Annotated in this window: 14 protein-coding genes and 1 pseudogene; 11 read left to right on the forward strand and 4 right to left on the reverse strand. The window is 68.6% G+C overall.

Features of this window, described 5'->3' with window-relative positions; all coding sequences use genetic code 11:
• Window positions 1–78 precede the first annotated feature (78 nt).
• Both FPZ41_RS02795 and FPZ41_RS02800 read left to right on the forward strand, forming a co-directional pair.
• A complete protein-coding gene (locus tag FPZ41_RS02795; RefSeq protein ID WP_152858893.1) occupies window positions 79–1,152 on the forward strand; it encodes an alkene reductase in 1,074 nt (357 codons plus the stop codon).
• Window positions 1,153–1,338: 186 nt separating this feature from the next.
• Complete coding sequence (locus FPZ41_RS02800; RefSeq protein ID WP_152858737.1) at window positions 1,339–1,803, forward strand: nitroreductase/quinone reductase family protein; 465 nt, start codon at window positions 1,339–1,341, stop codon at window positions 1,801–1,803.
• 89 nt (window positions 1,804–1,892) lie between these two features.
• Here the strand turns inward: FPZ41_RS02800 and FPZ41_RS02805 are convergent, their stop codons facing one another.
• Both FPZ41_RS02805 and FPZ41_RS02810 read right to left on the reverse strand, forming a co-directional pair.
• Window positions 1,893–3,368: a dihydrolipoyl dehydrogenase family protein gene (locus tag FPZ41_RS02805; RefSeq protein ID WP_152858740.1), complete on the reverse strand. Its 1,476-nt coding sequence runs from the start codon at window positions 3,366–3,368 to the stop codon at window positions 1,893–1,895.
• A 382-nt stretch (window positions 3,369–3,750) separates the two neighbouring features.
• Window positions 3,751–4,347: an SDR family NAD(P)-dependent oxidoreductase gene (locus FPZ41_RS02810; protein ID WP_152858743.1), complete on the reverse strand. Its 597-nt coding sequence runs from the start codon at window positions 4,345–4,347 to the stop codon at window positions 3,751–3,753.
• 4 nt (window positions 4,348–4,351) lie between these two features.
• Here FPZ41_RS02810 and FPZ41_RS02815 point away from each other — a divergent pair, with 4 nt between their 5' ends.
• From FPZ41_RS02815 to FPZ41_RS02835, 6 genes and pseudogenes are all read left to right on the forward strand, one after another.
• Window positions 4,352–4,930 (forward strand): zinc-binding dehydrogenase, encoded by a 579-nt coding sequence (locus tag FPZ41_RS02815; protein ID WP_322619753.1) that lies wholly within the window; start codon window positions 4,352–4,354, stop codon window positions 4,928–4,930.
• 43 nt (window positions 4,931–4,973) lie between these two features.
• Window positions 4,974–5,186, forward strand: a pseudogene (locus tag FPZ41_RS50135) (FAD-binding protein); the annotation flags it as partial.
• Complete coding sequence (locus FPZ41_RS46840) at window positions 5,086–5,964, forward strand: flavin monoamine oxidase family protein (protein ID WP_322619754.1); 879 nt, start codon at window positions 5,086–5,088, stop codon at window positions 5,962–5,964. The pseudogene FPZ41_RS50135 and the gene FPZ41_RS46840, both read left to right, overlap by 101 nt.
• Window positions 5,965–5,969: 5 nt before the next feature.
• Window positions 5,970–6,503 carry a DinB family protein gene (locus tag FPZ41_RS02825; protein WP_152858748.1) on the forward strand — a complete coding sequence of 178 codons (534 nt, stop codon included), beginning with the start codon at window positions 5,970–5,972 and terminating at the stop codon, window positions 6,501–6,503.
• Between the two features lie 468 nt (window positions 6,504–6,971).
• Window positions 6,972–8,111, forward strand: a complete 1,140-nt coding sequence (locus FPZ41_RS02830; protein WP_322619755.1) for an inorganic phosphate transporter — start codon at window positions 6,972–6,974, stop codon at window positions 8,109–8,111.
• Between the two features lie 27 nt (window positions 8,112–8,138).
• Window positions 8,139–8,363, forward strand: coding sequence for a hypothetical protein (locus FPZ41_RS02835; RefSeq protein ID WP_152858751.1), 225 nt, complete (start codon window positions 8,139–8,141; stop codon window positions 8,361–8,363).
• A gap of 83 nt (window positions 8,364–8,446) precedes the next feature.
• Here FPZ41_RS02835 and FPZ41_RS02840 read toward each other — a convergent pair whose 3' ends face one another.
• Window positions 8,447–9,490, reverse strand: coding sequence for an NAD(P)-dependent alcohol dehydrogenase (locus FPZ41_RS02840; RefSeq protein ID WP_152858754.1), 1,044 nt, complete (start codon window positions 9,488–9,490; stop codon window positions 8,447–8,449).
• 95 nt (window positions 9,491–9,585) lie between these two features.
• On the opposite strand from FPZ41_RS02840, the gene FPZ41_RS02845 reads away from it, so the two are divergent.
• Window positions 9,586–10,179 (forward strand): TetR family transcriptional regulator, encoded by a 594-nt coding sequence (locus FPZ41_RS02845; RefSeq protein ID WP_152858757.1) that lies wholly within the window; start codon window positions 9,586–9,588, stop codon window positions 10,177–10,179.
• 211 nt (window positions 10,180–10,390) lie between these two features.
• Here FPZ41_RS02845 and FPZ41_RS02850 read toward each other — a convergent pair whose 3' ends face one another.
• Window positions 10,391–10,864 carry a DUF3592 domain-containing protein gene (locus tag FPZ41_RS02850; RefSeq protein ID WP_322619756.1) on the reverse strand — a complete coding sequence of 158 codons (474 nt, stop codon included), beginning with the start codon at window positions 10,862–10,864 and terminating at the stop codon, window positions 10,391–10,393.
• A 458-nt stretch (window positions 10,865–11,322) separates the two neighbouring features.
• Here FPZ41_RS02850 and FPZ41_RS02855 point away from each other — a divergent pair, with 458 nt between their 5' ends.
• Window positions 11,323–12,627 carry an MFS transporter gene (locus FPZ41_RS02855; RefSeq protein ID WP_322619757.1) on the forward strand — a complete coding sequence of 435 codons (1,305 nt, stop codon included), beginning with the start codon at window positions 11,323–11,325 and terminating at the stop codon, window positions 12,625–12,627.
• A 195-nt stretch (window positions 12,628–12,822) separates the two neighbouring features.
• On the forward strand, window positions 12,823–13,686 hold the full coding sequence (locus FPZ41_RS47835) for a sigma-70 family RNA polymerase sigma factor family protein (RefSeq protein WP_228022384.1): 864 nt from the start codon (window positions 12,823–12,825) through the stop codon (window positions 13,684–13,686).
• Window positions 13,687–13,693: the final 7 nt, after the last annotated feature.

Consider the following 13,693-nt stretch of genomic DNA (forward strand, 5'->3'; position numbering starts at 1 on the left):
TCGTCGATGCGATTTACCTGTTCGAGCAAGTAATGGCATTGTGTGATGCCGCGTAACCGATTCGAACAGGACTCGATCATGACCACGGTCTTCGACCCCCACGACCTCGGCGGCCTCCGGCTCGCCAACCGCATCGTGATGGCTCCCATGACCCGCAGTCGCGCGTACGGCCCCGGGCAGAGCCCCACCGATCTGATGGCCACCTACTACGCGCAGCGCGCGAGCGCCGGGCTGATCGTCACCGAGGGCACGCAGCCGTCTGTCGTCGGTCAGGGCTACCCGGACACCCCCGGTATCCACTCCGCCGAGCAGGTCGCGGCCTGGCGCAAGGTCACCGACGCCGTGCACGCCGAAGGCGGCAGGATCTTCCTCCAGTTGATGCACACCGGACGCGTCGGCCACCCGAGCCTGATGGGCCTCACGCCGGTCGGCCCCTCCGCGGTCAGGGCCGCGGGCCAGGTGTACACACAGGAAGGGCCGCAGGACTTCGTCACGCCGTACGAACTGACCGATGCGGAGATCACGGAGACGATCGCGGACTTCGCCGCCGCGGCGCGCAACGCAGTCGAGGCCGGCTTCGACGGTGTGGAACTGCATGGCGCGAACGGCTACCTCATCCACCAGTTCCTCGCCCCGAACTCCAACCAGCGCTCCGACGCCTGGGGCGGCAGCCCCGAGCGGAGGATCCGCTTCGCCGTCGAGACCGCGAAGGCGGTGGCCGAGGCCATCGGCGCCGACAAGGTCGGCTTCCGTATCTCGCCCGCCAACCCCTACAACGACATCGACGAGAGCGACCCGACGGACGTCGAGGCCACCTACGCCGCCCTCGTGGAGGACCTCGCCCCGCTCTCTCTGGCGTACCTGCACCAGATGGAGGCCCCCGGCGTTCGCGACCTGGTCCTGCGGCTGCGCAAGGCGTGGCCGGGCACCTTCGTCCTCAACCCCTTCACGGGGACGGAGCCCACGGGCCCCGATGCCCTGTCGCTCATCGAGGACGGCACCGCCGACCTGATCGCCTACGGGGCCCTCTTCCTGGCCAACCCCGACCTCCCCGCCCGCCTCGCCGTCGGCGGCCCCTTCAACACCCCGGACCGTGCCACCTCCTTCGGTGGCGATCACCGCGGCTACACCGACTACACCACCCTCGGCTGACCCCGTCCCCGGCTGACACCGCCCGGGTGCGGGTGCCCAGGACAAGGGCACCCGCACCCGTGGTGCACCCTCGCGCAGTCATACCCGCAGCCTGCCGTGCCGGTCCGTCGTCGCACTTCTGCGCGGCAGGCGGCCCGCATAATTGTCCGAACAAGTAAATCCCTCGGCATGACATCCGGAGACACCATGACCTTCACCTCTCGACCCGGCACCTACGGAGCCCGGCAGCCTGGCACCGCGGTGCGCTGGCTGAACAAGCTGACCATGCGGCGCATCCTCCGCAAGGGCGGCGGGAAGATGCTCGGAGGCCTGGATGCTCTCGTCCTGACGACTCTGGGGAAGAAGAGCGGAGAGCCACGTGTCTCCCCGGTGTGCTGGTTCCCCGGCGACAGCGGAAGCTGGCTCATCGTGGCCTCGGCCAACGGAGCCCCGAAGAACCCCGCCTGGTACTACAACCTGGCCGCCCACCCCGACAAGGCGCAGATCACCATCGACGGCCGAACCGTGCCCGTCACCGCCGAACAACTCCATGGCGAAGAACGCGCACGTGCCTGGCAGAAGATCGCCGACTCGTCGGCACGCTTCGCCGCGTACCAGAACAAGACCGACCGTGAGCTGCCCGTCATCCGCCTCACCCCGCGCTCCGCTTAGGCCTCGTGTCCTGGGTGAGGCGTGGGTCGGCCTGTGTGGTGAGCGAAGTGCTACGGCTCTCACGGCTCATGCCGTGCCCAGGGGCCGACTCATCTCTCGTCGCCCGTACGCCGCTTCGAGCGGAGGGTCTCCAGAAGCCGGAGCCAGATCTCGCTGGCCGTCGGATAGCTGGGGACGATGTGCCACAGGGTGGAAACAGGAATCCGGCCCACGATCGCTGTGGTCGCCGAGTGCACGAGTTCGGCGATGCCGGCGCCGACGAAGGTGGCTCCCACCACCACGTCGTCGGTGCGGTCGACGACAAGCTTGGCAAGACCTCGGTAGTCCGCGCGCATGACGTAGGTTCCGGCGAGTGCGGCGAGGTCGTACTCGACGGTTTCCACGTCCAAACCGGCGTCTCGTGCCTGCTGTTCGGTCATTCCGGCGCTGCCGACCTCAGGGTTGGTGAAGACGACTTGGGGCAGCCCGATGTGTCCGACGGCGGAAGAGGGCAGTTCGGCGGAGCCTTGTGCGCGTGCGGCGATCACCTCTCCGGCGATACGGGCCTGGTACTTGCCCATGTGCGTCAGCAGTGCGCGGCCGCACGCGTCGCCGATGGCGTACAGCCAGCTGCCGTTCACCTGCCGCAGGCACTGATGGTCGTCGACAGAGAGGTATCCGCCGGGGTGGAGGCCCACGGTGTCGAGACCGATGTCGTCGGTGTTCGGGATGCGCCCGGTGGCTACGACGACCTCGTCGGCGACCATGATCGTGCCGTCGTCGAGCGTCACGCTGACTTCCCCGCCATGAATGCGACCGTGCCCGGTGTCACGGGGATCGGCCCGCTTGACCTGAGACAGGTTGAGCCTCGGGTACAACTGCACGCCACTGTCCTGCAGGGCCTGGCCGACGAGTGCGCCTGCGAAGGGTTCCTGCCGGGCCAGCAGCCGGTCGTCGCGATACACGATCGACACCTCGCTCGCTCCCAGCCCGCGCAGCCAGGTTGCCGACTCACAGGCGACCACGCCGCCGCCCTGGACGATCACCCGACGTGGCACCTCACGCATCGTGGTCACGTCGCGCGACGTCCATGGCAGAGCTGCACGTAATCCGGGAACGTCCGGCACGGCCGGGCGGGAGCCCGTGTCGATGACCACGGCATGGTTGGCGGTCAGCGTCGTGGTTGAACCGTCCGGGCGGACCACAACCACTGTGCGCTCGCCCGCCAGCCGTCCGTAACCGCGGACGACGTCGATACCGGTGGAGAGGGCCCAGGATATTTGCGAGCTGTCGTTCAGTTGATTGATCACACGGTCACGTCGTGCGAGAACCCCGGGGGCCTCCAGGCGGGCTGACAATCCCGGCAGATGCTCAGCCGAGTCCACGACCTCGACCGGCCGCAGCAGTGCCTTGCTGGGCATGCAGGCCCAGTAAGAGCATTCGCCCCCAAGCAGGCTGTTCTCAACAATCACCGAAGACAGGCCGGAGAACTGGCTTGCGTACTGAGCGGCGTTCTCACCGGCAGCGGCACCACCCAGAACGATGACATCCCACGTTGAGCGGTCCGGATCCACAGTCGCGGCCATGCGTATCCCTCCCATCACCGCTCAGTGCCCTTCACCTGCCTGTGCCTCATGGAATGGGGCGTACGAGGGCGGCGGGCGGTCAGTTCAGGTCACGGTCCCTTCTGGCAGTTGTGCGCGTCGCCTGTGGCCACGAGTCCCGTCTGGGCGTGGGGGTGCGCCTACGAAGCACCTGGTGGGGGTTGTGTGAGCACCGGAGCAGAGTTGTTGTGGAAGCCCCTGCCATGCGGGGTGCGCGCGCCGAAGAGTTTCCTCCACGATACTGCTCTGCCACAGCAGCGCCACTCGTGCCTCAGGGCAACGTCAGTCGGCAACCGCCGTAGCTGTTCGGGCCGCAGGCTGCCCCCATGGGTGCGCACGCCCGTCGCCCAGGAGAAGGAGAGGGTCAGCTACGGCCGGCCATGACTCCGCCGTCGACGTCCCAGACCGCGCCGGTCACCCAGCCTGCCTGATCCGACAGCAGGAACGTCACAGCGGTGGCGACGTCGTCCGGAGTACCTGTACGGCCGAGCGGGTGGAAGTCGTTGAACCCGTCCAGGGCGGTGTCGACCTCTCCCTTGGGGATGAACTCCTCGTAGATGGGGGTACGCACCACGGCGGGAGCGACCGCGTTGACCCGGATGCCGTTGGGGGCGAGTTCCATGGCCAGGTGCTGAGTGAGCGAGTGCAGACCGGCCTTCGCCATCGAATACGCCGAGGACGGCGTCGCCGCGATGGCCTGGTGGGCCCACATGGAACCGATGTTGACCACCGATCCCTTCGTGCCACGGGTGATCATGTTGCCGGTGACGGTCTGGGTGATGAAGAAGAAGGCCCGGTTGAGTGCTTGGTAGCGGTCGTAGTCTTCGGCCGTGTGCTCCAGGAAGCGCTTGGGTGCGAAGACGCCGGCAGCGTTGACGAGGAGGCCGGCGTCGGCGTGCTCGTCGTTGAGGATGCTGCGCAGACCCTCAACGGCTTCGGGGTCGTTGAGGTCGGCCGTCAGGGCGGTGACCTCGCCGGGCTACCCCGGCGGCTGGGCGACGACGATCACCGTTCCGGCCAACGCCCTGATCCGCATTCCGGAGGGGCGTTCCATGGCGGAGGCCGCACCCTTCGGATGCGCGGGAGTCACCACGTTCAACGCGCTGCGCTGCAGCGGAGCCGAGCCTGGCGACCGGGTGGCCGTCCTGGGAATCGGCGGCCTCGGCCACCTGGCCGTGCAGTTCGCGGCGGCCATGGGTTTCGAGGCCGTGGCCATCGCCCGGGGCGAGGACAAGCGGAAGGATGCCCTGGAACTCGGGGCCCACCGTTACATCGACTCCTCCCAGGAAGACGCCGGACAGGCGCTGCGCGACATGGGGGGCTGTCGGTTGATCCTGTCCACCGCCGCCAGCAGTAAGCCGCTGGCAGGCCTCGTCGACGGCCTGGTGCCACACGGCTGCCTCACCGTCGTCGGCTTCGACGGCACCCCGCTGCAACTGCCTCTGGACAAGCTTCGTCCTGGCTCCCGTCCACGCACCGCCCTGGCACGACACAACGGCACTGGGGCGATCAGACCGCCATGCCTACCATTCCGTCTGCTCTGAGCACAGACGCCCAGCCGCGACCAGAGATGAAAGGAAGGCGCGCATGCCACACCCTGACGAGCGTTCCGTCGTCGTGATCGGCGCGGGCGCCGCGGGACTGGCCGCGGCGACCGCCCTGATCGGCGCCGGATACGACACGTTGTGCCTGGAAGCGCGTGACCGTCGGCTTTCCTCAGCACACTGCCGGCAGCGCCCTCTACCAGGACGCAAGCGGCACCCGCAGGTTGCCGGGCAACCCCGTCGACGGCCCAGCCCATCGTTACACCGCGGGCGCCGATGCACTGACCGACCACCTCGCTGCCGCGCTGCCCGCAGGAACACTGCGTCTGAGTTCCCCAGTGACCGGCATCGGTGTCGCCGACGGAGGCATGGCCGTGCACACCGTCGACACGGTTCACCACGCCGCCTACGTGGTGCTCGCCGTGCCGCCCGCTCTGGCCCTTGCCCGCATCGACTTCGGGGGCGCTCTTCCCTCCGAGCTCGTCGGTCCTGCCCGTGCCACCCCCGTCTGGATGGGGGCTGTGATCAAGGTCGTCGCGGTGTATCGCGAGGCGTTCCGGCGCGCTCAGGGTCTTGCCGGTGCGGCGTTCTCACGGACCGGATCGCTGCAGGAGGTGCACGACATGTCGGGCCCGCATGGCAGGCCGGCGGCTCTGTTCGGGTTCGCCCCTGCTAGCGCCGGCGGCCCCGGCTTCCGCCTGGCCGTGACCGACCAGCTCACCGAGTTGTTCGGCCCGACGGCGGCGCACCCCGACGCGTTGTACGTCCAGGATTGGAGCGCCGAGCAGTGGACGTCACCGCCCGGGGTGGAACGCCTCAACGACTACAGCCTCCTCGGGCACGCGCTGTACCGGCAGCCGGCTCTCGGAGGACGCTTGCACTGGGCGTCGACAGAGACCGCGGCCGCCGAACACGCCGGTCACATCGAAGGTGCCCTGGCCGGCGGCGAGCGCGCGGTCCGTGCCGTCCTGACCGCGGCCACCTCCGAACCCACCGTCCCCCGTCAGACTCCCACTCCGATCACACACAGGTGACCTCCATGTACGAAGTAGAAGCACTCCTGCGGGAGTACGACCGAGCCCGCGCCTACACGGACGAACTGTGGAAGGACCTCAGCCCGGACGAGGTCGTCTGGCGCCCGCACGAGAACTCCAGCGCCATCGGCTGGCACCTGGGCCACCAGGCGCACGTCGCACACTTCATGATCCGCAACCTGACCGCGGCGGAGCCCAGCCCCGACCCCGCGCTGGACGCCATCATGGACTCCGCACAGCCCGAGCAGTTCCGGGGAGCACTGCCCACCATCGAACGGCTCACCGTGTTCCGCGACACCGTCGCCGAACGCGTCCACGCACGCCTCGGCGACATCGTCGGCGGACGGGTCAAGGCCCCTGACCAGCTCAGCGTCGTCGGGACTCACCTGCTGGTCGCCCTGATCAACCACGAATACCAGCACGACCAGTGGATCGGGGAAGTCCGCTCAGAGGCTCTCGGTCACCCTCTGCCGCCCGACCCGGAGACCAGCCAGGTCACCCGCCTGGACGGATACCTCGTCCTCAGCCCCCTCGCCTGAGCCTCGCTCGTCCGACGAGCAGCCCACCACCAACACTCAGTGAAGACAGGGATCATCACGTGAGGTGCGGACGTGCGCCGCACGCGCGCCGGGGCGGCCCGGCGCAACCTTGCTGTCGGCGCCCCCCTCGCGGCCGGCGAAACTCGTACCCGCTCCCGGAGCAGACTCCAGCAGCAAGATCACGAGCTGGCGCGATCTACAGCTGGGCGTCATGTTCCGCCTCACCGGGGCCTGTTCAGGCCGGGTCCGGGCGCTCGGGTTGCGTATCGCGGTGGCCCCGTCAGGATGGAAAGCGAAAGAGATTTCGTCACAGGTTGCCGTGCGGGGCGTGTCGTATGTGCGGATTCCCCCGCGGCCGGTTCGTCGCGTACCAGGGCAGCTCTGGCCGGGCGTCAGCGTGGGGACGGGCGAAGGACGTTCAGCGACTCGCACGACTCGCACGACGCGCCCAGCGGGAGGGCGTCGGCGGTGGAAAGTATTTCCTTTCTCCTGATCGCGGTCATTCTGACCGCATTGGCCTTCGATTTCACCAATGGTTTCCACGACACCGCCAATTCCATGGCGACCTCCATCGCGACCGGGGCACTCAAACCACGGGTGGCCGTCGCCGTCGCCGGCGTACTGAACCTCGCCGGCGCCTTTCTCTCCACCAAGGTGGCCGCGACGATCTCGAACGGGCTCGTCAACGACTCCAAGGTCTCCCTCGTGATGATTTTCGCCGGTCTGGTCGGCGCGATCCTGTGGAACCTGACGACCTGGCTCTTCGGATTGCCGTCCAGTTCGTCGCACGCACTGTTCGGCGGACTGATCGGTGCGGTGTGGGTGGGAGCGGGCGGATCGGCGATCCGCTTCACTCAGTTGGTGGAGAAGATCGTGATCCCGGCGATCGCCTCACCGATCCTGGCGTGTGGGGTGGCCCTGGTCGCGACGTACCTGGCTTACAAGATCACCCAGCGCACCGCCAAGCGCAAGGTCAACAAGGGTTTCCGTGCGGGCCAGGTCGGATCGGCCTCCCTGGTGGCCCTGGCTCACGGCACCAATGACGCGCAGAAGACCATGGGTGTCATCACCCTCGCGCTGATCTCCACCGGCATCCTGGCCCACGGCTCGCAACCGCCGTGGTGGGTGGTGCTCAGCGCCGGGCTGGCGATCTCCCTGGGTACCTACGTCGGCGGATGGCGGATCATCCGGACCATGGGCAAGGGCCTGACCGACATCCAGGCCCCGCAGGGATTCGCCGCGGAGACGACGGCGACGGCGGTCATCCTTGCCTCGTCGCACCTGGGGTTCGCACTGTCCACCACGCAGGTCTGCACCGGCGGCATCCTGGGATCGGGGCTCGGCCGCAAGCTGGCCAAGGTGCGGTGGGGCATCGCCGGGCGGATCGCGGTGTCCTGGGTTCTGACACTGCCGGCCGCCGCTGCGGCAGGCGGCGTCTCGGCATGGGTGGCCGACCAGGGCGACCTGGGGGTGGCCATAGTGGCGGGAGTGGCCGTGGCCGCTGCGGTCGGCTTCTACGTCCTGTCCCGGCGCCGGCCCGTCAACCCGGACAACGTCAACGAGGTGCCGTCCCGGGAGCGCGAGCTCGCCGGCCCGTCCACCGTGTGATCACCGCAGTCCCAGAAGGAGCGCGAGATGGGCATCAAATGGGACAACCTCGTGGATGTGTCCCTCGCCAGCTTCGGCATCACGATCGTGGTGGTGGTGCTGTTCTCGCTCGGTATCGCGGCCTGGAGTCGCGCCGGCGGCCCGAGCGACGACTCGGCGGGTGGCGGACCGGCGCGGGTGGCCGCAGTGCTCTGCTTTGCCGCGTGCCTGGCGGTGGCGGCGTACGGGATCGACATCATCGTGCCCGATTAGGCGGCACAAACAGACCCGTGAAATGGAGGCGGCCACGAGCGGAGGGAGCCCCCGGACGCGCCGCGGTTTCTGGTCCTCGCCATTCAGTCCAGGTCGGACATGTCGAGTACGAAGCGGTAGCGGACCTCGTTGCGCCGGAGACGGTCGAGGGCCTCGTTCACCTGCGTCGAGGGGAGCACCTCGATGTCGGCGGTGATGCCGTGTTCGGCGCAGAAGTCGAGCATGGCGGCGGTCGCGGGCCTGCCGCCGCTACCTCCGGAGCTGAGTTTCTTGCGTCCCGCGAGCAGGTCGGTGGTCTCCACAGTGATGGATCCGAGGTGCCCGAGGTGGCTGAGCGTTCCGTCCATGGCGACCAGATGCAGGTAGGGGCCGAGGTCGTGCGGGGCGGAGATGGTGTCGATCACGACGTCGAACCGGTCGCGGGCGTCAGCCATCTGTTCCGGGTTCGTGGAGACGATGAGACCGTGGGCGCCGAGACGACGAGCGTCATCGACCTTGTCCGGTGAGCGGCTGACAACCGAGGTGTCGGCGCCGAGCGCCACGGCGATCTTGACCGCGAGATGGCCCAGGCCGCCCAGTCCCGCCACGGCGACGCGGGTCCCTGGCCCCACTCCGAGGGCGTGCATCGGTTCCCAGACGGTGATCCCGGCACAGAGGAGAGGAGCGGCCGCGGCCGGATCCAGGCCGGCGGGAAGCGGGTAGGCGAAGCGGTCGCGGACGACGTACTCGCGGGAGTAACCCCCCAGGGTGGTCGATCCGTCGTGGCGGTCGATGCCGTCGTAGGTCAGAGTCGGGAACGCGTGGCAGAAGTTCTCCTGACCGGCCCGGCACATGGCGCACTCACCGCACGAATCGACGATGTTGCCCACCGCGACCGGGTCGCCGACGGTGAAGCGGGTGACCGCAGGTCCGGCCTCGGTCACCACGCCCGTGAACTCGTGCCCCGGTACCAGGGGCCGGCCTTCTTCGCCATCCCGGGCGCCGACGGCGTGTGCGTCGGTGTGGCAGACGCCGCAGTAGTCGACCCGGACCGCGATGTCGTCGGGGCGCAGGTCTCGCCGTTCCAGTGACGTCCGCCGCAGTGTCGACGACGAGCCTTCCACCTGCCAGCCAACCGTGCTCCTCATGACGCCTCCTCGTAGACAGACTGTTCGGTCTATTGACCGTAAGCGCATCCGGCCCGTGCAGGCAAACTGACTGTTCTGTCTGGTAGCGTCGGGGCATGGCTGATCAGCCCCTGACCTCGCGTGGAGCCGCGACGTACCAACGCATCCTCGACGTGGCGACCCAGGAGTTCGCCGAGCATGGGATCGCCGGTGCGCGCGTCGAGCGGATCGTGGCCGCGGCACGCACGAACAAGGCGCAGCTCTACGCCTACTTCGGCAGCAAGGAAGGGCTCTTCGACGCCGTCTTCTTCGGCTCGCTCGAGCGGATCGTGAACGTCGTCCCGATCGACGCCACCGACCTCGCGGACTGGGCCGTACGCCTCTACGACGAGTATCTCCGCCGCCCCGACCTCATCCGACTGGCCACCTGGGCACGTCTGGAGCGACGCCCGGCCGGCCACCTGGTCGACGACCCCGACCGCCTCGACGACCGCAAGCTGCGTGCCATCGCCGAGGCCCAGGCCGCCGGTCTGGTGCGCCAAGGCGACCCGTTCGACGTGATGGCCATGGTGATCGCCATGTCCATGGCGTGGTCACCGGTCAGCAACGTCTACGCGGCGACTGCGCAGGAGCCTCCCGAACTGCACGAGCAGCGTCGAACCCTGCTCCATGAGAGCGTCCGCCGTGCCATGACGGCCGACCACATCTAGTTTTGCCCCCTCCAGCCATCTGCGTGCCCGGATGAGGGCGGCCGCGCAGCGCGAACCACACGTGCGGGAACGCGACTGGGCGACCAGGGCCCTGTTGGAGGCGACTGCGACAAGACCGCCCGCGCGTTCGACGCCGCCGCAATCACCCACGCGGTGCTGCTGATGTGGCCATCACGTGCATGGAACCCGCGGCCTGGCCGCCGGACAGTGCCTAGGAACGTCCTCGCATCGCCAACGCAACGCCTGTCCCGATCCCCGCGATCAACAGCCCGAGCCCACCGAAGATCAGCGGCAGCAGCCACAGCGAGGCGAACCCGTTGATCCGCGCGTCCTCGGGGGAGTCTGCGCGGTAGAGCACCTCGACCTGCTCACCCACCTCGTACGACGGCGGATTGGAACCCGTGGAGTCCCGGAACTCCCTCGGCGTGCCATCCGCCGACGTGAACTCGACCACCGGGTACGCCGAGGGCTTGTCGTTCCCTCGCGTCTTGCGAGATGCGCCGTTGTGGTCGTCGTTCCGCCACTCCAGGGCCACCACCGAGCCCCGGGCACGCTCCGCATCCGTCAGGAACGAGACCGACACCCCGGCAAGGATCAGCCCGATGACGAAGAACAGCGCCCCGAACGCGATCGTCCCGATCGTGATCCACCGGCGAGCGCCCTGCCCACGTACCTGAACCTTCACGATGTCCCTCTCACTTGTCCGGAGTGAGAGGGACGCTATCCCAGGCAGCCCGGTCGCCGTGCTCCCGCCCTCCGGTGATCCGGCAACGGGCCGCCGGCTGCCGTTGAAAAACGGCGCGGCTCGGTCAGGTCCGCAACCCCTTCGACCAGTTGAGCCGCCCCACCTTCGTGACCCGGCGCGCACAGCCGGCCTCCTCCCGCCGTCTGCCCGGCCCTTAATTGCCTTTCGTGCCCTGGCGAACGGGAGCTAGTGTTCGCGCAGCGAGTGACTCACGAGGAGAGAAGACATGCCCGGTCGTCCGAGCACGCGTTGACGTTTGAGGCCGTGAGCGGCCCGTCATCGCGTGCTGCCCTTGATGCGCGGCACAGCGAGCCTTCCCTTCCCGCTGCCTGAAATGGTCGGCGCACCTGTCGTGTGCCGGGTGGCGGGTCTCGTCTTCGGTCACCCGAGGGGTCCCTGTGCCGTCTTCTTCCTCCGCTGTATCCGATTCCGGTCGACCTGTTCCGTCAAGCCTGTGGCGGGACGGCGACTTCCGCAGGCTCTGGGTGGGCCAGACGGCTTCCCAACTGGGTGAACATGCAAGTCTGGTGGTTCTGCCGCTCTTCGCCGTCCTGACACTCCACGCCGGTGCCGGCCAGTTGGGCGTCCTGCGCGCGGTGGGGCAGGCGCCGATCCTGTTGCTCTCGCTCTTCGTTGGCGCGTGGGTTGACAGGTGGCGGGCCAGCACGGTGATGGTGCTGACGGACGTCGGCCGGACCCTGGCACTGGGCGCCGCCGCCGTGGCCGGCTTCCTCGGTTGGCTGGGCCTGCCCGCGCTGTTCGTGGTCGCCTTTGCCGTCGGGGCCCTGTCAGTGTTCTTCGACGTGGCATACCAGGCGTCTTTGGTACGGCTGGTGAAACGCGATCAGTTGGTGCGGGGCAACAGCGCGCTTGAGGGCAGTCGGTCCGCTGCGCAGATCGGCGGTCCCGCCCTCGGCGGCGCGTTGGTGTCCGTGCTGTCGGCGCCGATCGCTGCCGCCTCCAGCGCAGTTTTTTTCGCGCTGTCGTTCCTGTCGATCCGACGGATCGGTCGCCGCGAATCCATCCCGGAACGCTCGGAACGTCCTCCTCGGGTCTGGCGGCGGATCCATGAGGGCCTTCGCTTTGTCGCCGGCGACACATCGCTGCGGACTGTGTGCCTCGCATCAGCCGCCTTCCAGTTCTTCTTCGCGGCTGTGATGACCGTCTATCTGCTGTTCCTGCCACGGGACCTGCACCTGTCGGGCACCGCCGTTGGGCTGGCACTCGCGGCGGTGGGGCCGGGCGCGCTCCTGGGCGCGCTCCTGGCCGCCCGCCTACCGAGCCGCTTCGGACATGGCGCTGTGCTCGTGTCCGCGGCAGCACTCGGCGACGGCGTGTTCCTGTTTGTGTCTGCACTGCACGGCCCCGCTGTGGTGACGGTTCCCGCGCTCCTTACGGTCAACTTCGTCTTCGGGATCTTCAGTCAGCTGGTGAATGTCACGGTCATGGCCGTCCGGCAGACTGTTACTCCCGACGGGATGCAAGGCCGAGTGGCCGCGACGATCAACTTTGTCGGCATGGGGCTGACCCCGCTCGGCTCGCTGCTCGGCGGCTTTCTCGCGGAAGTGTGGGGGACGCGCACCAGCCTCCTGGTAACAGCCGCAGGCATGCTGCTGTCGCCGGCACTGATGGCCCTGTCCCCACTCGCCCGCCTGGGACGGACGCTTCCCGCCCCGCCGGAGACTCCGGTCCGGTCTGTGTGACGGTTTCTATCGCCGGAACAGCCGACACAACTCCATCAGCGGGTAGCCCATGGCGATATCCACGCTGCCCCCTCGGCTGCGGTCCGGCGTTCGTCGATTCGGGCTGTGGCGCGCAACACATTCTGCCTGTGTCACGTCCAGGCCACCTGCTCCCCTCTGGTGGGTGTCAGCAAGCGGGCCGAGGAGGACGGAACGATGAGCGCACAGCGGGAGAACAGCACGGCGACCGCGCACCGTGTGGTGGTTCTGGGGGCTGGGTACGCGGGCGTGGCCGCGGCCGTCCAACTCGCGGCCCGGGTCAAGGGGCGCGAGGGGGTGCAGGTGTCCGTGGTGAACGCGCAGGAGCGGTTCACCGAGCGCATGCGGCTGCACATGACGGCGACCGGGCAGCGGCTCGCCGAGCTGAGCATCCCGGAACTGCTGGAGGGCACGGGGGCGCAGTTCGTACGCGGCTGGGTGACGGCGATGGACGCGGACGCCAAGACCGTGCGGTCGACGACGACCGGGTGCTGCCCTACGACACGTTGGTGTACGGATTGGGCACTGTGGCCGACACGTCGGCGGTGCCGGGGGGCGAGGACCATGCGTACACCCTCCCGCGAGCACGTGCGGGCCCGAAGGCCGCGCTTCGCCGCCGACCGGTCCCGGCAGCGCGAGGCCACCGAGCGGTTCTTCGCCGCCGCGACCGGCGGTGACGTCAACGCCCTGATGGAACTGCTGTCCCCGGACGCCACCCTGTGGACCGACGGCGGCGGCAAGGTCCGCCAGGCCCTGCGCCCGGTGGTGGGCGCGACCACGGTGGCCGCCTGGGTCGCGGCCATCGGCACTGTCACCGCGTGCTGCCACCGGGCCCGAGTAGGGCTTCTTGGGCCGGGACTTCGCCATGAGCATCAGCTGCGAGGCGCCCTGCACACCGAGGCGGGTCGGGGCGCAGTGGCGGTACTCGTGCACGCAGTCGTGGCCCGACTGCACCACCAAGCACGTCTTCCATCGCAGGGTCCATGTGGGCCGGCTTGCGGAAAGCGCAAGATTCCTCGCCACCTTGTGCCCCTCGGCTGAGACTGGC

It is taken from the genome of Streptomyces acidicola, assembly GCF_009377235.1.
GTDB lineage: Bacteria > Actinomycetota > Actinomycetes > Streptomycetales > Streptomycetaceae > Streptomyces > Streptomyces acidicola.